General features: G+C 76.5%; 16 protein-coding genes. 5 read left to right on the top strand and 11 right to left on the bottom strand.

Annotated elements, in window-relative coordinates; genetic code table 11:
• Window positions 1–39: 39 nt before the first annotated feature.
• A complete protein-coding gene (locus ACIRS1_RS01835; RefSeq protein ID WP_402836031.1) occupies window positions 40–1,629 on the bottom strand; it encodes a lipase maturation factor family protein in 1,590 nt (529 codons plus the stop codon).
• 406 nt (window positions 1,630–2,035) lie between these two features.
• Window positions 2,036–3,109, bottom strand: a complete 1,074-nt coding sequence (locus ACIRS1_RS01840) for a GAF domain-containing protein (protein ID WP_402836033.1) — start codon at window positions 3,107–3,109, stop codon at window positions 2,036–2,038.
• A gap of 424 nt (window positions 3,110–3,533) precedes the next feature.
• On the opposite strand from ACIRS1_RS01840, the gene ACIRS1_RS01845 reads away from it, so the two are divergent.
• The 5 genes from ACIRS1_RS01845 to ACIRS1_RS01865 all read left to right on the top strand — a co-directional run bounded on the left by ACIRS1_RS01845 (window position 3,534) and on the right by ACIRS1_RS01865 (window position 8,956).
• Window positions 3,534–4,802 carry an acyl-CoA dehydrogenase family protein gene (locus ACIRS1_RS01845; RefSeq protein WP_360205457.1) on the top strand — a complete coding sequence of 423 codons (1,269 nt, stop codon included), beginning with the start codon at window positions 3,534–3,536 and terminating at the stop codon, window positions 4,800–4,802.
• A 453-nt stretch (window positions 4,803–5,255) separates the two neighbouring features.
• A complete protein-coding gene (locus ACIRS1_RS01850; RefSeq protein ID WP_402836035.1) occupies window positions 5,256–7,466 on the top strand; it encodes an ATP-binding protein in 2,211 nt (736 codons plus the stop codon).
• Window positions 7,466–7,897 (top strand): roadblock/LC7 domain-containing protein, encoded by a 432-nt coding sequence (locus ACIRS1_RS01855; protein WP_360205186.1) that lies wholly within the window; start codon window positions 7,466–7,468, stop codon window positions 7,895–7,897. The genes ACIRS1_RS01850 and ACIRS1_RS01855 overlap by 1 nt, the downstream gene beginning before the upstream one ends.
• Complete coding sequence (locus tag ACIRS1_RS01860) at window positions 7,894–8,274, top strand: DUF742 domain-containing protein (protein ID WP_360205183.1); 381 nt, start codon at window positions 7,894–7,896, stop codon at window positions 8,272–8,274. Before ACIRS1_RS01855 ends, ACIRS1_RS01860 begins: the two co-directional genes overlap by 4 nt.
• A gap of 106 nt (window positions 8,275–8,380) precedes the next feature.
• Window positions 8,381–8,956 carry an ATP/GTP-binding protein gene (locus ACIRS1_RS01865; protein ID WP_360205180.1) on the top strand — a complete coding sequence of 192 codons (576 nt, stop codon included), beginning with the start codon at window positions 8,381–8,383 and terminating at the stop codon, window positions 8,954–8,956.
• An 82-nt stretch (window positions 8,957–9,038) separates the two neighbouring features.
• On the opposite strand, the gene ACIRS1_RS01870 is transcribed toward ACIRS1_RS01865, so the two are convergent.
• The 9 genes from ACIRS1_RS01870 to ACIRS1_RS01910 all read right to left on the bottom strand — a co-directional run bounded on the left by ACIRS1_RS01870 (window position 9,039) and on the right by ACIRS1_RS01910 (window position 26,062).
• Window positions 9,039–9,527, bottom strand: a complete 489-nt coding sequence (locus ACIRS1_RS01870) for a MarR family winged helix-turn-helix transcriptional regulator (protein WP_402836038.1) — start codon at window positions 9,525–9,527, stop codon at window positions 9,039–9,041.
• A gap of 97 nt (window positions 9,528–9,624) precedes the next feature.
• On the bottom strand, window positions 9,625–11,718 hold the full coding sequence (locus ACIRS1_RS01875; RefSeq protein WP_402836040.1) for a hypothetical protein: 2,094 nt from the start codon (window positions 11,716–11,718) through the stop codon (window positions 9,625–9,627).
• Window positions 11,715–15,503, bottom strand: coding sequence for a DUF5682 family protein (locus ACIRS1_RS01880; RefSeq protein WP_402836042.1), 3,789 nt, complete (start codon window positions 15,501–15,503; stop codon window positions 11,715–11,717). Before ACIRS1_RS01880 ends, ACIRS1_RS01875 begins: the two co-directional genes overlap by 4 nt.
• A 4-nt stretch (window positions 15,504–15,507) precedes the next feature.
• The gene (locus ACIRS1_RS01885; RefSeq protein WP_402836044.1) at window positions 15,508–16,677 is read right to left on the bottom strand and encodes an AAA family ATPase; all 1,170 of its coding nucleotides are present in this window, start codon (window positions 16,675–16,677) and stop codon (window positions 15,508–15,510) included.
• Window positions 16,674–21,746 (bottom strand): hypothetical protein, encoded by a 5,073-nt coding sequence (locus ACIRS1_RS01890; protein WP_402836045.1) that lies wholly within the window; start codon window positions 21,744–21,746, stop codon window positions 16,674–16,676. Before ACIRS1_RS01890 ends, ACIRS1_RS01885 begins: the two co-directional genes overlap by 4 nt.
• Window positions 21,743–22,600, bottom strand: coding sequence for a DUF4132 domain-containing protein (locus ACIRS1_RS01895; protein WP_402836047.1), 858 nt, complete (start codon window positions 22,598–22,600; stop codon window positions 21,743–21,745). The genes ACIRS1_RS01890 and ACIRS1_RS01895 overlap by 4 nt, the downstream gene beginning before the upstream one ends.
• A 245-nt stretch (window positions 22,601–22,845) precedes the next feature.
• Window positions 22,846–23,940, bottom strand: a complete 1,095-nt coding sequence (locus ACIRS1_RS01900; RefSeq protein WP_402836049.1) for a PQQ-dependent sugar dehydrogenase — start codon at window positions 23,938–23,940, stop codon at window positions 22,846–22,848.
• Window positions 23,941–24,094: 154 nt separating this feature from the next.
• The gene (locus ACIRS1_RS01905) at window positions 24,095–24,898 is read right to left on the bottom strand and encodes an ABC transporter ATP-binding protein (protein ID WP_360205162.1); all 804 of its coding nucleotides are present in this window, start codon (window positions 24,896–24,898) and stop codon (window positions 24,095–24,097) included.
• Between the two features lie 147 nt (window positions 24,899–25,045).
• Complete coding sequence (locus ACIRS1_RS01910) at window positions 25,046–26,062, bottom strand: ABC transporter substrate-binding protein (RefSeq protein WP_402836051.1); 1,017 nt, start codon at window positions 26,060–26,062, stop codon at window positions 25,046–25,048.

Raw genomic sequence — 26,062 nt, forward strand, 5'->3', positions numbered from 1 at the left:
GACGGGTCGGTGTCGTATGCCGCACCGCCCGCCTGGCCGCTACCGGGGAGGGCCGCCCGGGTGGCGGGGCGTGGGGCCGGACGGGTGGTCGGGGCCCGGGTGTGCGGTGCCGCCGGAGGGGTCGGCGGGCCGCCGGGCCGGGCGGCGCAGCCGGTCCAGGGGGACGGTTCGGGTCCGTCGGCCGAGTGGCGGGCGGTGGCCGGCGCGGCTGAGGGCGGCGAGGTCGACCGGCGCGAGGTACTCGTGGAGGGCGGTCCGGTGCCACCAGGCGCCGGTGCGCCGCAGTTCGCGCCAATCGGTGAACCGGTAGAGGTGGAGGGTCGCCCGGACGTGGGTCGGCGGGGCGTCGGGGAAGGGGTTGTGGCGCAGCAGGCGCAGGGTGGCCGGGTCGCCGGCGAGCAGGCGGGCGACGAAGGGCAGGAACCAGGGGCGGGCGTAGGCGGGCGAGATGGCGGCGAACCACATCAGCCAGTCGAGCCGCAGGTGGTAGGGGGCGTACTGGCGCGGAAGGCGGTGCACGTCACCGGGTTTGCCCTTGAAGCCGTACTCGCGCCACACGGTGCGGGGGGTGGGGTGCGGCTCGTCGGTGCCCTCGATGACGATCTCCTGGCGGATCCGGTTGATGCTGCCGAAGGCGCCGTAGGAGTTGACGAGGTGCAGGCGGTTGAAGGAACGGTTCATGACCTGGCGGCGGGAGATCAGGTTGCGGACCGGCCAGTAGCTGAGGACGGCGACGGCGACGGTCAGCGCGACCACCAGGGCCTCGAACCAGAGCGGGGCGGCGGGGCGGGGGTGGGTCCCGGCGGGCAGGCCGAGTCGGGCGGGCTCGACGGCGGCGAGGGCGAGCGCGATGGTCAGCCAGTTGAGCCAGGCGAAGTTGCCGGAGGCGATCAGCCACAGCTGGGTGGCGACGACGGCGCAGGCGGCGTAGGTCGCGACCGGTTGCGGGAGGAGGAGGCAGAGCGGGACGAGGAGTTGGACGACGTGGTTGGCGCCCGCCTCGATCCGGTGCAGCGGGTCGGGCAGGTGGTGGAAGAACCAGCTGAGCGGTCCGGGCATGGGCTGGGTCTCGTGGTGGTAGCGCAGGCAGGTGAGGTCGCGCCAGCAGCTGTCGCCGCGCAGTTTGATCAGTCCGGCACCGAACTCGACGCGGAGGACCAGCCAGCGCATCAGCCAGAGCACCAGGGTGGGCGGGGCGGTGTCGGCGTTGCCGAGGAAGGCGGCGAGGAAGCCGGCCTCGAGCAGCAGCGATTCCCAGCCGAAGGAGTACCAGGTCTGTCCGACGTTGACGATGGAGAGGTAGAGGGACCACAGCACCGCCCACAGCAGGACGGAGGCCCAGAGCGGGACGGCGTCACCGAGTCCGGCGGTGACGGCGGCGGCGAGTGCGGCTCCGCCGAGGGCGACGGCGGCGAAGAAGCGGTCGCTGTAGTGGAGGTGGAAGATCCCGGGCGCGTGGCGGAAGGGGACGCGGGCGGTGAACCGGGGCACCGGCAGCATGCCGTCGGTGCCGATGAGGGGGCGGAACTGGGCGGCGGCGGCGAGGAACCCGGTCAGGTAGAGGGCGGCGATCAGCCGCTGGACGAGCAGTCGGCTGAGCCAGTAGTCGGGGGCCGCGAACCAGTCCATGCGGCCCATGCCTACCACCGGCGGCCGTCGGGCGGGCGTCGGCCGGGGGCGGGCGGTGGGCGGTTCACCCGCTCGGGCCCGGCATCGGGGGCCGCGGCGCGGGCCGGCGCGGGCGCGGGGCCCGGTGGCCCACGGCAGGTGGCCCGAGGCGGGCGGCCCCGGCTCGGCGGCCGGAGCCCGTCCGGCCGTCGGGTGGTGCGCGAACTCCGGAGCGCCGGGGGCGGGGTGTCCGCAACGGCACCGTGGCGGGGAGCCTCTCCTCGGGGGTGAGAGGCGCCCCGCCACGGTGGTGGACGGTGCCCGCCGGCGCGGTGCGCCGTGCGCCGGGCGGTCTGCGGTGGTGACGGTGCGGATGCGGGCGGCTGCGTCGCCGCCGGATTCCGGGTCGACGGGTCGGATCGGCGGCTCAGCCCGGCAGGACGAGGCCGGACTCCCCGGCGATGCCCGGGCGGCCGGCGGGGGCGGCGCCGTTCTGCTGGAGCCGGTCGACGAGCAGGGCGGCCAGCGTGCCGAGCTCCTCCTCGGTGCGGGACTGCGCGGTGACGTCCATGCCGACGGTGAGGACGCCGTTGACCTGGCCGGTGCGCGCGACCCGCAGCGGAGTGCAGGTGAAGCTGAAGATCTGCTGGCCGCGCTGGGCGTCGGGCCGGCTCGACTGGATCCGGACGTCGTTGAGGACGGTGCTGCGCCCGGTGTGGTAGGCCTCGGCGACGGCCTGCTGGAGACCGGCCGCGCCGAGCTGCGGGTAGGCGACGCCGATCGCGCCGTAGGCCACCGGAGCGCCGAAGGTGTCGGCGTGCTGGGCGTTGGCGTAGCGGATCTCCTGGCCGGGGCCGTCGGTGAGCATGATGGGGAACGGGGAGCCGTCGAAGGCGGCGAACATCTCCTGCTGCTGGGCGAGCAGGTTGTCGCGCAGCCGGATCTCGGAGAGCAGGGCCTCGGCGAGGTGCTGGATGTCGCGCAGCCGTTCGCGTCCCCACTGCCGGGGTTCCCGGTCGAGGACGCAGACGGTACCGATGACGGTGTTGGTGTCGTCGACGAGCGGTGCGCCGAGGTAGGCGCGCACGCCCAGTTCGTCGACGACCGGGTTCCCGGAGAACCGGGGGTAGGCGAGGATGTCGTCGAGCGCGAGGGGGGAGCGCTGGGCGACGACGTGCGGGCAGAAGCCGTGACTCAGCGGCATCTGACGGGTGGGAAGGTCGAAGGCGATGCCCCGATCGGCCCACGAGGCGCCTTCTTCGACCGCGGCGTCGTTGGAGTTTGGCGGAATGTAGAGCCCCCGGAACATCTGGCGCTCGTCGTTGATGAAGTTGACCATCGCGATGGGAGCGCGGGTGATGCTGGCGGCCAGGTGGGCGAAGCGGTCGAAGGCCTCGTCCGCGGACGGTTCGTTGAGACCGAGGCTGCGCAGCCTGCGGGTCCGCTCGGACTCCCCGGGGGCACCCGGGAACTGGCCTTGAGTGCTCATCACATCAGTCATGGCGCACATGTAATCAGACATCCGGGCGCTGCGGTGCTCCCGGTCCGGTTCGCCACCCCTGCTGATGAACAGTCAAAGCCGCACGTGAACGGACGCTCAGTAGGCGGCGGCAGCGGGGGAAGATCACTTCCCACTTGGCGTCACGACAAAACACCCCAGAGTAAGGATGAACCGAATCCCGCCAATCCAAGATCGACTCTGGGTCGGCACAGGAGGCCCATATGACAATGAGCCCTGCCGAAGACACGGACGGTATTCCCAACCCTGGGAAGCCCGCCCCGAGTTCCGCACGCACCGATGGCAAGGGGCAGTCGGCCGCCACCACCTCCACACACCCCACCTGTTCCCGGGGGCGGCCGGAGCGGCTTCGACGGCACGGACGGAGGCACGACACACCCGCTGAACGAGAGGACCCAGCATGGCGATGGACTACTTCACCGACGAGCGACACGAGAGTCTCCGGGTCGAGGTCCGGGAGTTCGCGGAGAAGGAGATACGCCCGCACGTGGCCAGAATGGAGGCCGATCGAACGGTCGAGTTCGAGCTCGCACGGGAGATCGCCCGCCGGGGCTGGATCGGTGTGACGATTCCGCGCGAGTACGGCGGACTCGGGCTCGGGCACCTCGCCAAGACCGTGATCGTGGAGGAGCTGGCCCGGGTCAGCGGCGCCATGGGCGCGATGGCCCAGGCCTCCCAGCTCGGCGTCGCCAAGGTCATCCACTTCGGCTCGCCCGCCCAGCGGCGCGCCTGGCTGCCGCGGTTCGCCTCCGGACGGTCCCTGCCGACCATCGCCGTCACCGAACCGGAGTCCGGCGGCCACGTGCTGGGCATGGCCGGCACCGCCCGCCGCGAGGGTGACGAGTACGTGCTCAACGGCCGCAAGTGGTTCGTCGGCAACTCCCACATCGGCGACGTGCACGGCGTGGTCCTGCGCACCGACGAGGGAAGCCGGGGCCTGTCCGCGTTCCTGGTGGAGAGCGACCGCCCCGGCTTCCGCACCGGGGAACTCGGCTCGCAGAGCGGTCTGCACGGCTTCAGCTTCGGCGAGATCGTCTTCGAGGACTGCCGCATCCCGGTCGGCAACCGGCTGGGCCGCGAGGGGCAGGGCCTGGACGTCGCCTACTCCTCCTCGACCCTGTACGGACGGCTCAACCTCGCCGCCGTCGCCCTCGGCATCCACGTCGCGATCGTCGAGGACACCGCACGCTTCGCCGAGGAGCGGGTGCTGTACGGCAAGCCGCTCAACCAGCTGCCCAACATCGCGCTCAAGCTCGGCGAGATGCAGTCCCGGCTGATGACCGCCAAGTTGGCCGCGTACCACGCCTCGCACCTGCTCGACCACGGCAAGGCCTGCGACGCCGAGCTGATGAACGCCAAGCTCATCAACACCGAGTACGCGCTGGACTCCGCGCGCAACGCCATGGAGATCCACGCGGCCCGGGGCCTGCAGACGGAGTTCGGCATCGAGCGCTACCTGCGCGACGCCACCCACGTCTACCCGCCGGCCGGCACCTCGGACGTCCAGCGGCTGCGGCTCGGCCAGGTCGCCTGCGGCACCTACGGCAAGCAGTGGTCGGCGGAGCTGTCCGGCCTGGCGAGCTGGGCGTGGACCGAACTGTCCCAGCACGAGGCCGCGGTGGAGGAGCAGGCCTTCCGCGGCGCGCAGATCGTGCCGATACCGCTGGCGGGCTGACCGGCGGCCGCCGTCCGGCCGGGCCGCGGTGCGCGCCCGCGTGCGGCGGCGGGTGTTCGTGTGCGGCGGCAGCGGAGGAGGGCGAACGTTCAGCATAGCGGCGGATTGACCTGTTCCTGACGGCTCTCCGGGAGGCTCCCCTGGCCCCCCGGAGAGCCGTACTCTCTCCCCCGGAACCGAGTTGAGCTGCGATGATGCGTCGGCGAACGCTTCGACCGGAATTGTGCGGCGACGCCAGAAGCCGTTCACATATCGTCAGTTGATGTTGCGATGAGGGCACCTGGGACTGGTAGCGTTCCTGCCGTCGGCGGCCGTGCTGCACCCCGTCCGGACGATGACACCGCGTCAACCCGTCCGGCCACCCCGGCCGTGGCGCCCTGAAGCCCCGGCCGAACCGCGCACGGGCCGACCCGCCGTTCGGCCCAGCGACCCGGCCCTGCAACAAGGAATCAGATGCCAGGCATATCGGCCCCCCGCACGGGCCACCGCGCCGGCCGGTCCGGCTCGCTCCGCAGCTCCCTCCTCGCCCTCGTGCTGGTCCCCAGCCTGGGCCTCGCCGCCGCCTGGGGCTACGCCGCCTACCTGCTGCGCGACGCCGAGCACCGCACCGCGCTGGTCGTCGGCAGCGCCGTCGTCGCGCTGGTCCTGCTGGTCAGCCTGGTCCGCGGCGTCCGGGCCGCCCGGGCGCTGTCCGCCCGCCTGTCCGGACTGCGCTCCGACACCCTCGCGCTCGCCCAGCAGGAGATCCCCGAGGTCGTCGACCGGCTGCGCGCCGGCGAGCCGGTGCCCACCCCGCCCGCCTGGTCGCCCTCCCGCCGCGCCGGCGACGAGGTCCAGCAGACCACCGACGGCCTCGCCGCCGTGCGCCAGGCCGCCGTCGCCGCCATCGTGCACCAGGCCCAGGGCCGCGAGGGCACCAAGAAGGTCTTCCTCAACATCGCTCGGCGCACCCAGATCCTGATCCACCGCCAGATCAGCATGCTCGACGCCCTGGAGCGCGAGCACGAGGAACCCGAGCTGCTGCGCGAACTGTTCGCCGTCGACCACCTCGCCACCCGGATGCGGCGCAACGCCGAGAACCTCGTCATCCTCGGCGGCGCCCTGCCCGCCCGGCGCTGGCGCAACGCCGTGCCGATGGTCAACGTGCTGCGCAGCGCCGTCTCCGAGACGGAGAACTACGCCCGCGTCGTCGTCCAGGGCGTGCCGCGCGCCTCGCTCAGCGGGCAGGCCGTCGCCGACGTCATCCACCTCATCGCGGAACTGATCGAGAACGGCACCACCTTCTCCCCGCCGTACACCCAGGTGCAGGTCTCCGCGCAGGAGGTCACCAAGGGCCTCGCCGTCGAGGTCGAGGACCGCGGCCTCGGCATGGGCGAGGAGGAGTACGAGCGGCTCAACGACTACCTGGCCAACCCGCCCGAGCTGGACGTCTCCGCCCTCGGCGACGACCTGCGCCTGGGCCTGTTCGTCGTCGCCCGGCTCGCCGCCCGGCACGACATCCAGGTGACCCTGCGGCCCTCGCCGTACGGCGGCACCCGGGCCGTGGTGCTGGTGCCGTCGGTGCTGCTGGAGCAGGCCGAGCAGCCGGCCTCGGTGCCCGGGCTGCCCTCCGGCGCCCGGGTCACCCGGACCCCGGTGCCCGAGGCGCCGGCGTCGGCGGACGACGCCGCGGCCGCGGAGCTGTCGGGCGCGCTGGCCGGGGTGCTCGGCGGGCTGCTGGGCGGGGAGCCCGGCGCGGCTCCCGGGGGCACGGGCGCGCCGGGCCTGGACGGCGGGTCCGACTCTGCCGGTCCGGCTGGCGCGGCCGGTGCGCCCGGGCTCCCCGGGGGGGCCGACGCCGCAGTGGTCACCGGAGCGCCGGATGCGCCGGGGGTTCCCCGTGTGCCGGGTCTGCCGGGTGTGCCGGGCGGTCCCGACGGGCCGGGCCTGCCTGGTCTGCCCGGCCTGCCGGGTGGTCCCGGGATCCTCGGCGAGGGCAGCAGCGGTGTGATCATCGGTGAACTGCTCGCCCAGTACCCCGTGGACCCCGGGCCCGAGGACGGCACCGCCCAGGCCCCGGCCAACGGCGGGCTGCCGGTCGGCGCCGAGATCCCCGGCCTGCCCGGTGCGGTGGTCGTCCCCCGGCCCGCCATGCCGCGGCCGTACGACCTCCCGGGCGGCGAGCCGGCCACCGGACCGGACACCGTGGTCGAACCCGCCGGGCCGCCCTTCGACGGCGTCGGCGCCGGCCGTGGCACGCCCACCCACGAGCGGGCCGAGGAGGCCCCCTTGGAGCACGGGCCCGACGGCGAGCTGCGCACCCCGCGGATCCTGCCGCAGCGGGTCCGCAACGCCAGCCTCGCCGAGCAGCTCCGCGAGGCCAACGCGCCCGGCGCCATGATGCCCCCGGCGGCCGGTCTCCCGGCCCAGGCGGGCCCGGCGAACGCCCCGCGGACCGGCCCCCGGCACCTCGGCGCGGAGATCGACGACCCGTCACCGCAGCGCTCGCGCGCCACCATGGCCGCCATCCAGCGCGGCACCCGGACCGCCCGCGCGGCCGACCACGAACCGGACGGGCCCGCCACGCCCGCCGCCCCCCAGGCGCCGGCCGCGCCGCACGCCCCGGCCGCACCCGCCGCCGCCCAGGAAGCCTCCGCCGTTCAGGAAGCCAAGGATCAGCAGTGATGACGCAGCACACCGACACCCAGCGCGACCTCAACTGGCTGCTGGACCAGCTGGTGGCGCGGGTCCCCGAGACCCGCCACGCCATCGTCCTCTCCGAGGACGGCCTGCTGGTCGGCATGTCGCAGGGCCTCGACCGGGCCGACGCCGAGCACCTGTCGGCCGTCGCCTCCGGCCTGCAGAGCCTCGCCCGCGGCGCCGGGCACCGGTTCAACGGGGGCCGGGTCCGGCAGACCGTGGTCGAGATGGACCAGCTGTTCCTCTTCGTCACCACCGCCGGCCAGGGCGCCCGGCTCGCCGTCCTCACCAGCGAGCAGGTGGACGCCGGACTGATGGCCTACGAGATCAACATGCTGGTCAAGCAGGTCGGCCAGTACCTCACCGCGGCGCCGCGCAGCGACGCCGGCCAGGCCGGCGCGGGTGGCGGTGCGTGACCGCCGACGCCGACGAGGCCTGGTTCTACGACAAGGACGCAGGCCATCTGGTCCGCCCCTACGCCATCACCAACGGGCGTACCGGTCCGGTCCGTGACGGCTTCGCGCTGATCACCCTGGTGGTCACCGCGGACCCGCGCACCGACACCAGCCGGCTCACCCCCGAGCCGGCCGCGATCATCGACCTGTGCCGCGAACGCCCGCTGGCCGTGGCCGAGATCGCGGCCACGCTCGACCTGCCGGTGAGCGTGGTCAAGGTGCTGCTGGACGACCTGGCCGAGGCCCGGCTGATCCTCACCCGTGCCCCGGTGGCGCTCGCCGAGGCACCGGACATCGCGCTGATCCAGGCCGTGATCGAAGGCGTCCGCCGGCTCTGACCGGGCGGCTGCCGACCGTTCCCCGCAGCTCTCCCCAGCTCCGCCCAGTCCTCCCCAGTCCTCCCCAGCTCTCCGCACACTCCAGCAGCACTCCAGGAGACCCGAATTGACGACCCAGAGCCTGGTGCCGGGCGCGGTCAAGATCCTCGTCGCCGGTGGCTTCGGCGTCGGCAAGACCACCATGGTCGGATCGGTCAGCGAGATCGAACCGCTCCAGACCGAGGAGCGGATGACCCGCGCCAGCATCGGGATCGACAACCTCGACGGTGTCCAGGGAAAGTCCACCACCACCGTGGCGATGGACTTCGGGCGGATCACCGTCCGCGAGGACCTGGTGCTCTACCTGTTCGGCACCCCCGGCCAGTTCCGGTTCTGGTTCATGTGGGACGACCTCGCCCTCGGCGCGCTCGGGGCGATCATCCTCGCCGACACCCGGCGGCTCGAGTCCAGCTTCGCCGCCGTGGACTTCTTCGAGCAGCGGGGCATCCCGTTCGCGATCGGCGTCAACTGCTTCCACGGCCGCCGCGACGCCAGCCCCGAGGACGTCCGCCGCGCCCTCGACCTCGGCCCCGAAGTCCCGATCGTGCTCTGCGACGTCCGGGAGCGCTCGTCCAGCAAGGAACTGCTGCTCGCCCTGCTCGACCGGGTCCGCCAGGACGCCTTGGCCGCCGGTCGACGCTGAGCACCCGCCGGCCTTCGGGGCCATCGGGGCCGGCAGACCCGGCAGACCCTCGCGGCCCGGCCGCGGTCGGCCCGGGCGGCGGTCAGGCCCGGGCGGCGGTCAGCCCGGGGCCGGCCTCCGCGGTGGCCTCGTCGTCGAGCTCGGCCAGGCCGCGCACCAGCGGGGCCAGTTCGGGGAGTTCGGCGGCCTGCGCCAGGGTCGCCTCCAGGGCCGCGTCGTGCACCGGACGGGCGGCCTCCAGCAGGGTGCGGCCCTCGGGAGTCAGCTCGGTGTAGATGCCGCGCCGGTCGTCGGCGCAGAGGTAGCGGGCGAGCAGCCCGCGGTCCTCGAGCCGGGTGACCAGCCGGGTGGTCGCGCTGCTGCTCAGCGCCGCAGCGCGGGCCAGCTGCTGCATCCGCATGTGCCACCCGTCCTGGCGCGACAGCGCGTCCAGCACGGTGTACTCGACCACCGAGAGCCGGTGCTCCGACTGGAGCGCCTTCTCCAGGGCGGTCTCGATCAGGCCGTGCAGCGCGGCGAGCGTCCGCCAGCCACGGGCCCGGACCTCGGCCGCGTCGTCACGGATCCCCATCGCCCGCCGTCCCTTCCGTCCTCCGGTGCCGCCGTGCACCCACAACGCTCCGGCTGCGACCAGTATGCCAGCCGACGCCGATTACCTGTCCGTGCAATTAGCTCCCTGCGGGCATCTCCTCCGGCCTCCCCTCCGGTCTCCCCTCCGCGGCCGGAACCCGGTCCGCCTCCCCCGACCAGCCGGCGGCGCAGAGCGCGGTGGCCACCGCCTCGGTGTAGCAGGCCGCCGCCAACCATGCTCCGGCGAAGGCCTCGTGGTCGTCCGCGACCACCCGGCCGAACACGTCGCGCCGCTGGTCGGCCGCCGCCGACCGCAGGACGTCGAGCAGCTCGGCGGCCGTGCCGAGCCCGGCGGCGCGCAGCAGCTCGCGGTCGGCCGCCGCCGTGGCCGCACTCGGGGCCGTCGCGTGCCGCCCGGTGGTGACCGTCTGGTCGACCCGGCGGCCCAGCACGTGCACCGGCGGGCCGTAGAACGCCGCGGCGGGCAGGTCGCGGGGAGCGGCGCCGGTGGGGGCCGGGCCGGTGGGGGCGGGGCCGGTGGGGGCGGCAGCCGTCCGGTCCGCGCCGGCCAGGTCGGCGGTCTGGAGGCGTTCGAGGCCGAGGTTGACCCGGTCGGCCCGGTCCACGGGGAGGGCGAGGGCCGGGGCACCCTGCGGGTCGTGGTCGCCGGGGGCCCGGGGCGGCGCCGGGGGCGTGCCGATCGCCAGCAGGCGCAGGGCCGGGCGCTCCGCGCGCTCCAGACGACCGATCACGCGCAGCCGCAGGCCCGGCGCGGTGGCCAGCAGGGCGAGGTTCGCCCGGAAGGCCAGCCCCGGGTGCTCGTGCCCCGGCCGCAGCGCGAGCAGCAGGCCCGGCCCGTCCGCGCCGGGACCGGCGTCCGCACCGTGCCCGCCCTCCGCGCCGTCCGTGCAACGGGCCAGCAGCCGCGGTGCGCCGCCCGGGCCGTCCGGCACGGCGCCCAGAAGCGTCACGTCCAGGAACAGCAGGTCGCTCCCGGCCCGCCGGGTGTCGTGCGGCTCCTCCTCCGCCTCCAGCGCCCGTGCCACCTGGACGGCGGCCGGCTCGGCCCAGAGCGCCGCCACCGGCTCCGCCGTCCACGCCGTGCCCGACGCCCGCACGGCCCGGACGGCGGCACCCGCGCCCAGGCGCCCGGCGGCGGACCTGGTCGCGCCCTGGACGAGCAGCCCCGCCCGGCTGAACTCCCGGTGGCTGAGCTGTGCCTCGCCCAGCCGGACCGCCCGGTTGCCCGCCCCGACCGCCTGCGCGGCGGCCGCCGCCGCGTCCCCGTGCGGCACCACCTCGGCGATCGTGCTCAGCCGGCCCCCGGCGTCCACCGCCCAGCTCAGCGCGCCCGCGTGGGTGGCCGTCAGCACCGGCTCGGCGAACAGCCCGTGCAGCCGCAGCCCGCCCTCCTCCTCGTACACCTGACGGGCGGTGCCGCGCAGCCCGGCCACCGGGCCGACGCCGCAGGTCAGCGCCGTGGTGAGGGCGAGCAGCTCGCGCAGACCGGCCACCAGGTCCGCCAGGCGGTACTCCGGTGCCCCGGACCGGGCCGCGCGGACCCTGGTCACCACGGTGACCGCGGCCGCGGCCGGGCGGTACAGACCGGCCAGCCGGGCCCGGTGGGCCGCCCGCAACAGCTCGGCCTGGGCGACGGCGCCCGCGCCGCTCACCCCCGCCGCCAGGATCGCGCACCCGGCGCGGTGGAGGTGGCGGGCGGCGGCCGACTCGGTGCCGGTCAGGGCGGTGCCGGCCGGTTCGGGGCCGGTCGGTTCGGGGACGGCCGATTCATTGCCGGTCGGTTCGGGATCGACGGGCTCGGCTCCGGTCCGTTCGGGTCCGGCCGGGGCCGGTGCGGCGGACTCCCCGGCGCGCTCCTCGACGGGTTCCTCGGCCAGCGGACAGAGCATGACGGCCGCCGCCCGGTGCACGCAGGAGGGCGCGAGCAGACAACCGCAGCGGACGTCGGCCTGGTCGGCCACCACCGCACCCGCGGCGTGCAGGACCAGCGCCGCCTCCTCGTCCACCTCCACCCGCCACTCGTCGCCGGTCCGCAGCACCGGGCGCTCCGCCAGCTTCGCCGCCGCGGCGTCCAGCCGCTTCTGCAGCCGGGCGCTCAACCCGGCCACCACCTCGGCGACCACCTCCGGCCGGACCGCCGGCCAGCCGACCGCCTGTTCGGACACGCTCATCGCACCTTCTCCCCCACCCAACGGGCCAGTTCCAGCGGACTCAGCGCCGCCACGGGCATGCCGGCCGCGACCAGCCGGCCCGCGACCGCCTTCGAGTAGCGGGCCGTGCCGGAGTCGTCCAGCGCGGCGCAGCCCAGCAGCTGCACGCCCGAGTCCACCAGCGCCCGGGTCTCGGCCAGCAGCGCGCCCAGCGGGCCGCCCTCCTCGAAGTCGCTGACCACCACGACCAGTGTCCGGGAGGGCACCGACACCAGCTTCCGCGCGTAGCGCAGGCCGGTCGCGATGCTGGTGCCGCCGCCGATCCGCACCTCCAGCAGCAGGCTCAGCGGATCCTCCACCCGCTCGGTCAGGTCGACGACCTCGGTGGAGAAGGCCACGAAGTGGGTGCTCAGTGCCGGTACCCCGGCCAGGATCGAGGCCGTCAGCGCGGCCCAGACCGTGGACGCCTCCATCGACCCGGAGACGTCCACCACCAGGACCAGCCGCCAGTCGGCCGCCTGCCGGGCCCTGGTCCGGAACACCGGGCGCTCGGGCACGATCAGAGTGCCGCCGCCGTCCGACGGGCGGGCGGTGGCGAGATTGGCCCGGATGGTCCGGTCCAGGTCCAGCCGACCGCCCGGGCGGCGGGTCGGACGCGGCACGCTGATGCCGGTCAGGGCCGGGCGCAGCCTGGTCGCCAACGCACGGGTCAGCTCGTCCACCAGACGGCGCACCAGCGGGCGCAGCCGGGCGATCCGCGCCTCCGGCAGCCCGCCCGCGTGCTCCAGCACCGTGCGCAGCAGGTCGACCGAGGGGCGGACGGCACCCGGCTCGATCGCCTCCAGGGCGTCGGTGCGCCCCTGGGCGACCGCGGCCGCCAGCACCTCCTCCCGGATGCCCGGCCCGAAGAGCGCCGAGAGCTCCTCGGCCCACTCCCGCACCCCCGGGTAGGGCGCCTCTCGGCCGCCCCGGCCGGCGCGACTGTCCAGGCCCGGGCCGGACCCCTCGCCGTGGCCGGTGCCGTACAGCTCGTCGAGGGCGGTGGCGAGTCGGGATCCCCGACCGCTCAGGCCTCCACGGCCCGGGCGGCCGAGCAGCAGCCGCCAGCGCTCGGCGGGGGCGAGGGTGTGGGCCGGGCCGGGTGCCGGGGCCGGTGATGGTGCCGGGACCGGGGCCGGTGATGGCGCCGGGGTCGGGGGCTCAGCGGGCGGCGTCGGCAGCAGGCAGCGGCGGGCCAGGGCCGCGCGGGCGGCGAGGTCCGCGCGGACCCAGCCGGCGACCACGGCGGGGTCGACGTCCTCGGGCAGGCCCGTCAGCCGGGTGCCCAGGCGCTCCTCCACCAGCGTCAGCAGGCGCTCCCGGGCGGCCGGGCTGAGGGTGTCGAAGCCGCCGCGCAGGGCCGGCAGCCGGTCCAGGAAAGCTGCGTCCGGCAGCGCGGTGACCCGCTCCAGCAGCGGTTCGAGGGCCTCGGGTGCGGAGTCGAACAGACCCTCGGCCGCCGTCAGCAGGCCGGTCAGTCCGCGCCCGAGCGCGTGGCGGGCCTGCGGACCGGTCGCGCCGTCCACCCAGGAGGCCGCCCGGCCGCCCAGGGCCGCCGCGGGCTCCTGGCCCAGCAGCACCCGGACCGCGCCGGCCGCACCGCGCACCAGCGGGCTGCCGTGGTCGGCGAGGTCGGCCAGCACCTTCCCCAGCCGCAGGCCGCCGTCGCGGTCCGCCCGCCGCGCCAGCTCCACCAGCGCGCGGGCGTCCGCCGGATCGTCGGACCCGCCGAGGCCCTCCAACTGCCGCACGGCCGCGACCGTCAGCAGCTCGCGCACCGCGCCGAGCCGTGCGGCCGTGCCCACGCCGGGCGGGGCCGGGGCCCCGCCCCCGGCGTCGTCCGCGGCCTCGACGCCGTCCGCGCCGACCGGCGCACCCGGGTCGCTCGTCGGCGGCCCGCCGGGCACGGGGTAGCCGGCGACGTGGCCGGCCAGCAGGCGGTCGAGGAGCGCGAGGGCGTCGAGGAGGTCGGGGAGGGTGCCGGAGGCCGGCAGGACGGCGGCGAGTTGGCCGAGGCGGGTGTCGGCGAGCACCGGCAGACCGCAGGCGGCCGCGTCCGCGAGGCCCTGGACGACCTCGCGGGCGGTCGGCTCCTCGCGCAGGCGTTCGCGCAGGGCGCCCTCGGCGGCCTGCGCCGGGGTGACGCCACGGGTGCCGGCGACGGTGAGCACGGCGGCGGTGGCCGGGGTCCAGTGGAGGCGCCAGCGGGTGCCGATGGCCTCCGTGCCGCCCGCGCCGGCGGTCGGGACCGGGTCGGCGTAGCTGACGCCGCAGGCGGCGAGGCGCCGGAGCAGGATCTCGCGGCGGCGGTCCAGCGGGGTGCGCAGCGGGTCGAGGCGGACCTCGCGGGGGCCCGGGTCGGTGGGGCCGGGCAGGCCGAGGTCGTCGAGGAGGCGCTCGACGGCGGGGGCGAGGCCGCTGCGCGGGGCCGCCGGGGTGGCGCGGCCGGTGCGGGTGCCGACCAGGACGCGTTCCAACGCCCGGGCGACGGCACGGCCGCGGCCGAGGGGCTCGCCCTGGGCCAGGACCGTCTGGACGGCTTCGACGAGTTCGCCGCGGCCGGGGGCGGCGTGACCGCGCAGGCGGGCGAGGTCCCCGGCGAGGCGGACGATCTCGCGGGCGTCGGCCGGCCCGGAGGGGTGGTCCTGGTCGCGCAGGGCGGCGCAGATCCGGACCGCGGTGGTGGTGAGGGCCCGGGCGAGGCGCTCCGGGTCCCCCGCGGCGTCCAGCACGGTGTGCTGCCACTCCGGGTCGCGGATGCCGGCCGGGTAGCCGGAGCGGGCGTCCAGCAGCGGGTAGGTGTAGGGGATCAGCGAGAGGACGTGGCCCGGGCCGGCCAGCTCCGCCTCGGCGGTGCGAACGGCCGGCCGGCCGGGAGCGTCGCGGAGGTCGGGAGCGCCCGGGAGCTCGGGATCGTCGAGCAGCGCGGGGGCGTGGAAGGCACCGACCACGGCGGCGACCCGACGGCCACCCGCCGCGACGGCCCGGATCCGGGACCGCATCCAGGCCTCGCGCCGCAGGTCGTACCCGTCGACCCCGGGGCCGGCCGCGGCGTCGCGGCGCAGCGCCCAGCCGACCAGCAGGGCGGCGCGCCGGACCGCCTCGGGGGTGGAGCCGGGGGCGGCCGTCTCGACCAGGCGGTCCCACAGGTCGTCGTCGGTGTCGCGTCCGGAGAGCCGCCGGCGCAGCGCGTCGGCGACGCCGGGCTCCCCGGGGGCGGGTGCGCCGGCTCCCCGCCCTCCGGGGGTGGCCGGAGCGTCGCCGCCGGCGGTGCCGCGGTGTGCCAGCGGGAGGTCGCAGGCGACCGCCTCGACGCCGTTGCGGCGCGCCCAGCGCAGGGCGGCCAGCTCCGGGGAGAAGTCCGCGAACGGGTAGAAGGCGGGGCCGTCGGCGCCCCCGGCCTCCTCGGGACCGGAGGGCGCGGCCGCGAGGGCGACCGGTGCCTCGGTGGCCTCGTCCGCCAGCCAGCCGAGCCAGGGCTGGAACTCGGCGGGGAGTTCGACCAGCAGCACCTCCGGTCGGGCCGCGTCGAGCAGCGCGGGGACGACCGCGCTGAGCGACGGCGCGTGGTGACGCACGCCGATCAGGTAGGGCCCGGGCCGGTCGGTGCCGGAGGCGGCCAGCCGGTCGGCCTCCGCCCGGACGGCCCGGCGCGGGTCGTCCGGGCCGGCACCGCCTGCGGGCGCCGGGCCGTCCGGTCGTGCTGGGCCGTCCGGTCGTGCCGGGCCGAGGGGGACTGCCGGGGCGGGCGTCACCGCGCTGCTCATCGGATCAGGCCTCCAGTGCCGGGCGGAGGTCCCACAGGGTGCGCCAGGTGGCGGCGCCCTGTTCGGCGCGGCGGCGGACCGGGCCGTCCCAGTAGCCGAGCAGCCGGGCGGCGTCGGTCGGGTCGTCCTTGCGGACGACGCCGATGAGCTGGCCGGGGAGGCGGCCGAGCAGGTCGCCGCCGTCGGGGAGGTAGGCGGCGGTGACGCCGAGGGCGGTGGCGACGGAGACCGCCTCGGCGGTGCTCATCACGGTGGAGGGGCGTTCGACGTCCCAGCCCTCGGTGGAGCGCCCGGTGCGCAGGTCGCGGAAGGCGGTGACCAGGGCCTCCAGGACGGCGTCGTCCACCGCGTAGGGTGCTCCGGCGCGGGCGACGGCGGCGGTGGACTGCCGGCGGACGAGCTCGACCTCGGCGGCGAGGCTGCCGATCGGGCCGACCGTCTCGAAGTTGAACCGCCGCTTGAGCGCCGCGGACATCTCGCTGACGCCCTTGTCCCGCAGGTTGGCGGTGGCGATCAGGGTGAAGCCTGCGGCGGCGTGCAGCTGCCCGTCCGGGCTCCCGGCCAGCTCGGGCACGGCGATGCGCCGTTCGGAGAGCAGCGAGACCAGGGCGTCCTGCACCTCGGGCAGGCAGCGGGTCACCTCCTCGACGCGGGCGACCGCCCCGGTGGTCATCGCGGTGAGCACCGGGGAGGGGACGAGGGCCTCCCGGCTGGGCCCCTTGGCGAGCAGCAGGGCGTAGTTCCAGCCGTACTTCAGCTGGTCCTCGGTGGTGCCGGCGGTGCCCTGGACGGTGAGCGCGCTGGTGCCGCAGACGGCGGCGGCGAGCAGTTCGGAGAGCATGGACTTGGCGGTGCCCGGCTCGCCGACGAGCAGCAGGCCGCGCTCCCCGGCGAGGGTGACGACGCAGCGCTCGACGAGGGCCCGCTCGCCGACGAACTTCTGCTCCACGACCAGACCGCGGCGGCCGGCCTTGAGCTTCTCGCCGTCGCTGCCCATCACGAAGGTGACGACGGCGCGCGGGGTGAGCCGCCAGCCGGGCGGGCGCGGGCCGGTGTCGTGCGCGGCCAGGAACTCCAGTTCGGCGGCGTACCGCTCCTCGGGCGGGACGGTCTGGCGGACCGCGACGGTGCCGTCGGCCCCGCCCGGGGCGGTGGTGGCGGTGGTGGTGCTCATCGGCGGGCCTTCCTGCGCTTGCTGGTCCGGAGCTCTTCGTAGCCGGGGGTGTCGCCCTCGACCGTCCGCTGCCAGGCCCGGGCGAACAGCTCCGGGACGGGCTGCAGCGGCAGCGCGGCGTCGTGCGTGGTCGGCCCGTACAGGGCGGCCTTCCAGGTCTCGACGGGCAGGGCGGGCGACCTGGCCTCCTGCCAGCCGCCGGGCAGGAAGAGCGAACGCCCGGCCCGGGCCCGCTTGGCCTCCAGGACCAGCCCGGTGCCGGCGAGTTCGGCGCGGGCCCGCTTGAGCCGGGCGGGCTTCCAGCCCGTCCATCGGGCGACGTTGCGGTCGGTCGGGTCGGGAAGGGCGAGCAGCTGGAGGTAGAGCGCGGCCGCGTCCTCGCCGAGGCCGTGGGTGCGGGCCGCCTCGGTGACCAGCGCGGGCACGGTGGACTGCGGGTTCTGCAGCCACGCGGGGCCCTCGGTGCCGGCCGGGGCGGGGACGGCGCCGGCGGCGGATCCGGCGAGGCGCTCCGCGTCGCCGCGCAGGACGGCCGCGATGGCGACCCGCTCGGTGCCGAAGTAGTAGCCCTGGCCGAGCCCGGCGAGCAGGTCGAGCACCGGGTCGTCGGGCCCGGTGAGCCCGGCTGGGCGCAGCCAGACCCGCTCGTACTCGTTGTGGTAGGGCGTCAGGACGAGGGCCGGACCGCAGCGGACCAGCCCGTCCGGATCGGCTCCGCCCTCGGCCGGGAGGCCGAAGTGGGGGCGCAGCACGGCCGCCAGCGACCCGCCCTTGTCGGTGTGGACGAGGTGGAAGTCGAGCAGCAGCTCCGGGTCGGCGAGGCGGGTGCGCAGGGCCTCGGCGGCGGTGGGCAGCAGCGGACGCAGCGGGCTGTCGGCGGGCAGGTGGTAGGCGAGCCAGCGCAGCGCGGCGAGGGTGTGGCCGATGTCCCCGGCGTCGGGTGCGGCGCTCGGGTCCTCGGCGGCCAGGCCGGAGTCGGTGGGCCGGAAGGCGGTGGTGCGGGTGAGCCACGGGCTCCGTGCGGGGTTGAGCACCGTCTCGACATGCTCGATCCGCGCGCCCTTGACGTTGGCCTGGTCGGCCTCGGGCAGGGTGACGAGGCGTCCGAAGTGCCGCACCCAGGCGGCGGCCCCCGCCTGGAGGTCGGGGCCCTCCGTCCAGAGGGCCTGCGGGTCGGCGGGCAGCAGGGCGCCCCACACGGCGGCGAGGCCGTCCCGGGGGTGCCCGCGCAGCCAGTTGCGGGCGGCCTTGGCCTCGGTGGCCTTGAGGCCGTACTCGGCGAGGCGCTCGGCGGGCAGGACGGAGCTGTTCCAGTGGAAGAGCGCGGGCGGCGGGCTGAGCAGCAGGCCGGCGCGGGCGGCGCCCATCCCGGTGAGCTCGCCGAAGGCGGTGCCGCGGGCGGGCTGCCAGGGGACGCCCCCGTGCTCGGTGACGGCCCGCCGGAAGGCGGTGGCCCAGGCGGCGTCGATCCGCTCCTCGGTGCCGCGTTCCCGGACGGTGGTGAAGTGGGCCACCGGGCCGAACTCGCCGCTCGGGTCGTGGTCGGCGGCGAGCCAGTGCGAGGTGCCGTCGTGGGTGTGCTGCCGGCCGAGGATGACGACGGTGCGTGCGCCGCGGCGCAGCACCTGGCCCTGGCGGTGGTCCCCGGCCCGGCGGGCGGTGCCGGTGTCCTCGGGTTCGGCGAGCACCGTCTCGCGCAGCGTGGCGCCGCGGTCGGCGAGCACGCCGCAGGTCAGCTCGCCGAGCAGCAGGAGCAGGCTGGAGCGGTGCTCCGGCGTGGTGAGCGGGGCGGCCGCCGCGTAGGCGAGGACGTCGAGGCGGCCGAGCAGGTGCAGCCAGGCGTGGCTGTCGTCGCCGCCCTGCAGGGTGACGGTGGCCGGGGTGCTCCAGCCGTCGCCCGCGGCGGCCGGCGGGTCGGCGAGGACGGCGGTGACGGTGCGCAGGTTGTTCACCACCCGCCAGCGCGCGGTGCCCCAGCCGCCGAAGCCGCCGACGTCGGGCAGCAGGGTGGCGACGGCGTCGCGCAGGTCGTGGTCACGCCCGTGGTCGGGCCGGAGTTCGGCCGCCTCCGCCCGGGAGGGCTTCTCCGCCTCGGGCTGCGGGACGAAGCGGGCCGTCCGGTCGAGCAGGTCGGCGGCGGCGCGGGCGAGGCCGGCGACCCCGGCGAGCAGCAGCGGGTGGCCGATGCCGGGCAGGACGTCGCCGACCGCCCGGACCGGCAGGGTGCGACGGGCGTCGCCGCGCTGGGCGACCGGCCGCCGCACGCCCTGGGTGGTGATCCAGCGCTGGTCCTCCTCGGGCACCGGCTCGGTGTCGACGGGCCAGGCGGCGTCGATCAGTCGGGCGGCCCGCTCGGCGTCGACGGTGCGCAGGACGCGCGAGCCGGCCTCGTCGCGGGGCCGCAGGGCGTGCCAGTGCTCGAGCGGCGGGACGAGTGCGGTGCCGGCGGCCGCGAGGTCACCGGCACGGCAGGGGCGCAGGTCCGCGGTGCGGTCGGTGTCGGCGGTCAGGTCGGGCAGGGTCAGGGCGAGGGCGTCGCCGCCGTTCTCGGTGACGACCGGTCGGGCCCGGCCGGGGAGGGTGAGGCGGCCGACCGGGACGGCGTCCGGGTGGCGGCCGGTGAACGGCAGGACGATGGCCTCGCCGGCGGCGGTGCCGGTGGTGACGGCGCGCCCGGGGTCGATCCGGACCCAGCTGCCGAGCACGGTGCCGTCGGTGCCGAGCGGCGTCCCCTCCAGGCCCGGCTGGAGCGGCAGCAGCCGGGTGCGTGCGGTGTCCAGCCGGCCGGCCGCCGAGGTGGCGGCGACGATCGGCGGTTCGGCGGTGCGGCCGAGCGCACCGGTGTGCGGGTCGAGTTCGCGCAGGGCGGGTCCGCCCTGGCCGTGGCGCAGCGTCCAGTGGCCGGTGCCGTCGCCGAGGACGCGGTGTTCGGCGGGCAGCCGGGTGTCGCCGGGGTGCAGCGGGCGCTCGCCGGTGGTGCGGCCGCCGCCGGGCAGGGGCAGGGAGGGCGTCTCCGGGATGCGGTCGCCGTAGTGGTAGCCGGCGATGTGCTCGCCGCCGAGTTCGAGCGTCTCGTCGGGCCGGCTGGACCAGTAGCCCCGCTGCTTGCCGTCCTGCTGCCAGACGACGAGGAGTTCGCCGTCGACGTGGCGCAGCCGGGGCCGGTTCCAGCTCTCCAGCTTGGGCACCCGGAGGGTGTGTTCCAGGACGACGCCCTGCGGACCGACCACGACGGCCTTGTCGTGGCGGGTGAGGATCAGCTGCGGCCAGGAGTCCTCGACGCTCAGGCCGAGGAGGCCGCCGGCGGTGTGGCCGGGGGTGTCGGTGGGCCGGGTGTCCGGGTCGGCACCGTCCACCGGGTCGGCGAGGGCGGCCAGGGCCTCTTCGAGAGCGGGCCAGCCGAGTTCGTCGAGGATGCCGGCGCCGAGGGCCGCGGCGAGCAGGCCGGCGACGTCGAGGGCGGCGATCCGTTCGGCGGCGGCCGGGGCGACGTCCCGGATCGCGGTGCGGTGCGGGGTCAGCGCGCGGACCAGGTCGGTGGCGGCGGCCAGGCCGCGGACGGCGGAGAGCTCCTCGGCGCGCTGCTCGGCCCACTCGGCGAGCAGCTCGCGCAGCAGCGGCAGGGCCGGTACGCGGTGCGTGACGGCGGCGTCCCAGGCGGCCGGGGTGGCGGCGCGCAGGGCGGGCCGGAAGCGCGGGTCTGCGGCGACGGCGGCGAGGGTCGCGCCGGCGGGGCCGCACTGCTCGACCCAGCCCTTGAGCTCGAAGCGGTGCCCGGGGGCCGGGTCGGCGACCGGGACGCCGTCGGCGAGCAGCCGGTCGAGCAGGTCGAGTTGGGTGTGGCTGCGGCGGACGCCGGTGTGGAGGTCCACCGGGACGCCGTCGGCCCGCAGCCGCTCGGCCATCCGGCCGGCCAGTGCGACGGTGGCGGCGCAGCCGGGCCGGCTGCGCCAGCCGCGGCCGAGGTGGTTGGTCCAGCGCTGGAGCCAGGCCGCGGCGGGCTCGGCACCCTCCGGACGCGGACCGGTGAGCAGCTGTTCGGCGCCCGTCCCGGCGAGGACGGCGAGCCAGCCGGCGTCCTGCGCGGCCGGGTCGTTGCCGCCCGGGTCGGGGGTGAGCTCCAGCAGGCGGGCCCGGGTGGCCCGGTCGCGGGTGCCGAGTTCGAGCAGCGCCCCGTGCCAGGACTTCCAGAACGCGGCGGGCGCCCGGTTGGCGCCGGGGGCGGCCAGCAGTTCGGCGAGCAGGGCCTGTTCGTGTTCGGTGCGGTCGAGCCCGGCGGCCCGGAGGAGGGAGCGGGCGTCCTCGGCGATCCCGGCGTAGGGCGCCATGCCGGCCGCGGAGCGCTCGGTGCAGAGCTGGCGGAAACGCTCCCAGGCGGTGACCGGGTCGAGCCGGCCGGCGAGCTCCTTGACGTACTGGCGCAGGGACTTGACGGTGAGGGCGCCGGCGAGGGCGAACTCCAGGAAGACGGCGCGCAGCCGCTCCTCGTCGACGGCCAGGCCGTGGGTGCGCTCGGCCTCGCGGGCCTTGCCGAAGTACCCGGCGGCGTAGGTCTGGTTGCCGTGGGCGAGGAAGATCCGGCCGACCTCCTCGCAGAAGGTGGGCAGGAAGTGCGGGACGGCCCGGCCCAGCCGGGTGGCGAGCTCCTCGAAGCCGTCCTTGGCGGCGCCGGGCTTGGACCTGGCCTGGCGGCCGAGCCGCTCCATCTCCTTGACCAGGGCGAGCGCGTGGTGCCCGTTGGCCGGGTCGTGGACCAGCGCCCAGGCGGGGAAGCCGAGCGCCTCCTGGCGGACCTGGCCGACCTCGGCGGGAGCACCGTCGGGGGCCAGCCCGAGGAAGTCGACGGCGAGGTCCTCGGCCGCTCCGAGGGCGCCGGGGACCAGGCGGACGATCCGCCGGCCGTCGAGCGCGGGGTGGGTGTAGGTGCGGGCGGTGAGGACGTCGACGGCGCTGTCGGGGCGGCCGGCGCCGGGCACGGTGCCGGGCGGCAGCACGGCACCGGCGTCGAGCAGGCGCTCGTGCGCTGCGGTGCCCCGGGCGGCCTGCTGGTGGGACGCGGTGGCGGTCATGCGGCTTCCTCCCCCTCGATCGTGCGGCCGGCGTGCAGCGCGGCGGCCATCCTCATGCCCTCGGACCAGGCGACCGGCCCGACCTCGGCGAGCGGTAGGGCCCGGCCGTCCGGCCCGGCCCAGCTGAGTGGGCCCGTCTCGCAGGCGTCGTACTCGTAGTAGTCGCCGACCCAGACGCGCGCCTCGACGCTGCGGCCCGCCTCCACCACGGTCTGGACGGCGTGGCCGCCGCGCACCCGGTGGCCGAGCCGGGCGCAGCGCCCGACCAGTTCGCGCAGCTCGCGGTAGCGCCCGCCGGCGTAGGTGGTGACCTCGGTGCCGGCCGGCGGCTCGGCCGGGCGGTGCCAGACCTCCCGGTAGAGCTGCTGGACCCGCTGCGAGACGCCGAGCTCGACGGCGAACTCGCGCAGCTCGTCGAGGTCCTGGAGCAGGACCGGGTGGGGTATCAGGACCTCGCCGTCGGTGAGGCGCACGGTGTCGCCGTCGAGGTCGACCAGGCCGAGGCCGCGCTCGGCGTCCGCGCCGCGCAGGAAGCCGGCGACGGCGCCGTCCGGGCCGGTGACCACGAGGTCGCGCAGGACGGCCCGCCAGGCCTCGTCCGCCCAGACTTCGGTGAGCACGGCGGCGGGCACCGGCAGGGAGCGCACCATCCACCGTTCGACGTCGTCCAGGCAGCTCCGCTCGTGCGCGGCCAGCCACTCGGCGAGCTGCTTCAGCTGGGCGACCACCGGGTCGTCACCGAGCTTCGGCGGCAGGGACTTCAGCTCGCGGCCCGCCGCGTTGCGGCAGACCACCCGCCCCTCCCCGTCGAGCGTCACGCGGTAGCCCCCCGCGCCCGTTTCCACCCATGCCACGGCCGTTCTCCTCCCACCTGCTGGTCAGCGATGCGAGGAACGTAGCGAGGCCCACTGACACACCACCGCGGAGGGGGTGCCCGTACGGCGGCCCACGACCCCCAAACCCGTCGAACGAGTGAACGGGCGGCCGGGGATCCGGGGTCACGGGCCCCACGGGAGCGACCGGTTGCCGGCCCCGGCCGCCCGGCGTCCCCCGGCCGCCACGGCGGCGACGGCGACAGCGACAGCGGCGTCAGCACCCGCTACGGCGACGGCGACAGCCGCAGGACCCGGTCGTCGCCCGGGCGGGGCTCGCCGCGGCCGTCGGTGTTGTCGGTGGCCAGCAGGAGGCTGCCGTCCCGGTCGGCGACGACGGTGCGCAGCCGCCCGTAGTCCCCGTCGAGGAAGCCCTGCGGCGGCCCGGCGAGCCGGTCGCCGGTGATCGGGACGCGCCACAGCCGGGTGCCGCGCAGGGCGGCCACCCACAGCGCGCCGTCGGCGTGGGCGAGGCCGCTCGGGGAGGCGTCGGCCGGGTGCCACTCGACGACCGGGTCGAGGTACGCGGGGTCGTGGCCGACGCCCTCGACGGCGGGCCAGCCGTAGTCACCGCCGGGGCGGATCAGGTTGAGCTCGTCCCAGGTGTCCTCGCCGAACTCGGTGGCCCAGAGCCGGCCGCCGTCGTCCCAGGCGATGCCCTCGACGTTGCGGTGGCCGTAGGAGTAGACGGGCGAGTCGGGGAACGGGTTGCCCGGGGCGGGTGCGCCGTCGGGGGTGAGCCGCAGGATCTTGCCGCCGAGCGAGCCCTTGTCCTGGGCCAGCGCGGGAGTGCCGCTGTCGCCGGTGGTGGCGTAGAGCAGCCCGTCCGGGCCGAAGGCGATCCGGCCGCCGTTGTGCCGCGGGCCGCGCGGGATGCCGGCCAGCAGGACGTCGGGCGCGCCGAGCCGGGCGCCGGCGGGCTGCTCCGGGTCGTAGCGCAGCCGGACGATCCGGTTGTCGGTGGCGGTGCTGTGGTAGGCGTAGAGGAGGTGGTCGGCGGCGAAGTCGGGGGACGTCGCGATGCCGAGCAGTCCGCCTTCTCCCCCGGCGGTCACCCCGGGCACGGTGCCGGCCTCGGTCGTGGCGCCGCCGGCCGCGGCGACCAGGACGATCCGCCCGGCGTCCCGTTCGGAGACGAGCAGGTCGCCGTCGGGCAGCAGGGCCAGGCCCCAGGGCACCGGCAGGCCGTCGGCGACGGTGGCCCGCACCACCGGACCGCCCGCGGTGGGCGAGCCGGAGCCGGCGGGGGCCGGCGCGGTGGAGGAGCAGGCGGTCGGCAGCAGCCGGGCCAGCAGGACGGCGGCGAGTCGGCGGGGGTGCACGGGAGGCCTCCGTGGACGTCGGGCGCTTCGGCGCGGGGGTGCCCCAGCACACCACACCGGCCCGGGCCCGCCCCCGCAACCCGCCGCGGGCCGCCGGTGGTGGACGGCGGCCGGCAACGGGCGGGCCGGTGCGGCGCCGACCGCCCGTCAGCCGTCAGTCCGCCGCGACCCGCAGGGCGGTCGCCGGCGCCCGCGGGACGATCACCGGCGCGCCGTCGCCCGGCGCGGCCAGTACGTCGCTGTCGATGTCGTACAGCGCCCGCACCAGCGACGCGTCGACCACCTCGCGAGGCGGGCCGCAGGCCACCACCGAGCCGCCCCGCAGGGCGACCACCAGGTCGGCGTAGCGGGCGGCCGCCGCCAGGTCGTGCAGCACCATGACGACGGTCCGCCCGCCGGCCGCGACCTCGCGCACCAGCTCCAGCACCTCGACGGCGTGGCCGAGGTCGAGCGCGCTGGTGGGCTCGTCGAGCAGCACCACGGGCGCGTCCTGGGCCAGCACCATGGCGAGCCAGCAGCGCTGCCGCTGGCCACCGGAGAGGCGGTCGAGCCGGCGGTCGGCGAGCTCCTCGACGCCGGTGGCGCGCAGCGCCCGCGCGGTGAGCCGCTCGTCCTCGGCCGACCACTGGCGGAACAGCCCCTGGTGCGGGTGCCGGCCGTAGCGGACCAGCCCGGTGACGGTGACCGCCTCGGGGGCCTGCGGGCTCTGCGGGAGCAGCGCGACCCGGTGCGCGGCCTGCCGGGGCCGCAGCCGCCAGAGGTCCTCCCCGCCGACCAGGACCCGCCCGCCGTCGGGCCGGTGCAGCCGGGCGGCGGCCCTCAGCAGGGTGGACTTCCCGCAGCCGTTCGGGCCGACCACGGCGACCACCCGGCCGGCCGGGATCGTGAGGTCGACGCCGTCGAGCACCGGGCGGCCCGGGCCGTAACCGGCGGTGAGGCCCTGGATCGTCAACTCCATCGCGGGTTCCTTCGGTCGGGGAGGGTGCCGGGAGCCGCGGGGCTCCCGGCACGGGCCTCGTGGGGGCGGGCCCGTCGGGACGGAGCCCATCGGGACGGCCGGGCCAGGACGGCCGGGTCGGAACGAGGCGGGTCAGGACGAGGCGGGTCAGGACGAGGCGAGCGCCTTGGAGATGTCGCCGATGACGACGTCGGCCGCGAGCGGGCCGCCGCGGGTGGACCAGACCGAACCGTCCACGGTGACGGCGTGGTTGTTCTTCACGGCGTTCAGCTCCTGGTAGGCGGGCTTGGACTGGACGTCCTTGAGCGCGGCCTTGCCGTCGTCGGTGAGGGTGGAGAGGAACAGCCAGTCGCCGTCGATCTCGGCGAGCTTCTCCAGGCTGAGCGCGGGGCTGTGGGCGTTGCCGTCCTTGTCCTGCGCCTTGGGGCGGGTGAGGCCCATGTCGAGGGCGACGCCGCCGGCGAACTGCTTGCGCTCCATCCAGCTGGGCCCGGTCGGGTTCCAGCGGACGATGGAGACCGCCGCGCCCTTGTTCTTGCCGAGCTCGCCGCCGGCCTTGGCCGCCTTGGCCTCGTAGTCGGCGATCACCTTGTTGGCCTGGTCCAGCTTGTTGACGGCGTTCCCGATCCCGCGGAAGGCGAGCTTCCAGTCGTCGGTGGGCGCCATGGTGACGAGCGTGGCGGGGGTGATCTCGCGCAGCTGCTTGAGCACCTGCTCGTCCTGCATGTCGCCGGCCAGGATGAGGTCGGGCTTGGCCGCGATGACCTTGTCCATGACGGGCTGGAGCAGGTTGCCGACCACCGGCACGCCCTGGACCTTGTCCTTGAGGTACGCCGGCGGCTCGTTGAGCCCCTGGCCGTTGGTGATGCCGGCCGGCTTGACGCCGAGGGCGAGCACCGCGTCGAGGTCCTCCTGGGTGAGGGTGACGATCCGCTGGGGCGAGGCGGGGATCTCGACGGCCTTGCCGGTGGCGTCCTTGACGGTCCGCTTGCCGCCGGCCTGGTCCGGGGCGGCACTGCCGGCGGCGGACGACCCGCCCGCGGCGGGGGCGGAGGAGCCGGAGGAACCGCACCCGGCGAGGAGGAGGGCGGCGGCCCCGGTGACGGCCAGCACCTGGACCGCACGGCGGCGGACGGCGGGGAGCGGGCTCTGGGCAAACGGCAT

Source organism: Kitasatospora sp. NPDC101176 (assembly GCF_044768035.1).
Classification (GTDB): Bacteria; Actinomycetota; Actinomycetes; order Streptomycetales; family Streptomycetaceae; genus Kitasatospora.

What these genes read in the sequence shown, in the direction of transcription:
- ACIRS1_RS01835 (WP_402836031.1), bottom strand. Translation starts at nt 1,629, where the DNA reads ATGGACTGGTTCGCGGCCCCCGACTACTGGCTCAGCCGACTGCTCGTC.
- ACIRS1_RS01840 (WP_402836033.1), bottom strand. Translation starts at nt 3,109, where the DNA reads ATGACTGATGTGATGAGCACTCAAGGCCAGTTCCCGGGTGCCCCCGGG.
- ACIRS1_RS01845 (WP_360205457.1), top strand. Translation starts at nt 3,534, where the DNA reads ATGGACTACTTCACCGACGAGCGACACGAGAGTCTCCGGGTCGAGGTC.
- ACIRS1_RS01850 (WP_402836035.1), top strand. Translation starts at nt 5,256, where the DNA reads ATGCCAGGCATATCGGCCCCCCGCACGGGCCACCGCGCCGGCCGGTCC.
- ACIRS1_RS01855 (WP_360205186.1), top strand. Translation starts at nt 7,466, where the DNA reads ATGACGCAGCACACCGACACCCAGCGCGACCTCAACTGGCTGCTGGAC.
- ACIRS1_RS01870 (WP_402836038.1), bottom strand. Translation starts at nt 9,527, where the DNA reads ATGGGGATCCGTGACGACGCGGCCGAGGTCCGGGCCCGTGGCTGGCGG.
- ACIRS1_RS01875 (WP_402836040.1), bottom strand. Translation starts at nt 11,718, where the DNA reads ATGAGCGTGTCCGAACAGGCGGTCGGCTGGCCGGCGGTCCGGCCGGAG.
- ACIRS1_RS01880 (WP_402836042.1), bottom strand. Translation starts at nt 15,503, where the DNA reads ATGAGCAGCGCGGTGACGCCCGCCCCGGCAGTCCCCCTCGGCCCGGCA.
- ACIRS1_RS01885 (WP_402836044.1), bottom strand. Translation starts at nt 16,677, where the DNA reads ATGAGCACCACCACCGCCACCACCGCCCCGGGCGGGGCCGACGGCACC.
- ACIRS1_RS01890 (WP_402836045.1), bottom strand. Translation starts at nt 21,746, where the DNA reads ATGACCGCCACCGCGTCCCACCAGCAGGCCGCCCGGGGCACCGCAGCG.
- ACIRS1_RS01905 (WP_360205162.1), bottom strand. Translation starts at nt 24,898, where the DNA reads ATGGAGTTGACGATCCAGGGCCTCACCGCCGGTTACGGCCCGGGCCGC.
- ACIRS1_RS01910 (WP_402836051.1), bottom strand. Translation starts at nt 26,062, where the DNA reads ATGCCGTTTGCCCAGAGCCCGCTCCCCGCCGTCCGCCGCCGTGCGGTC.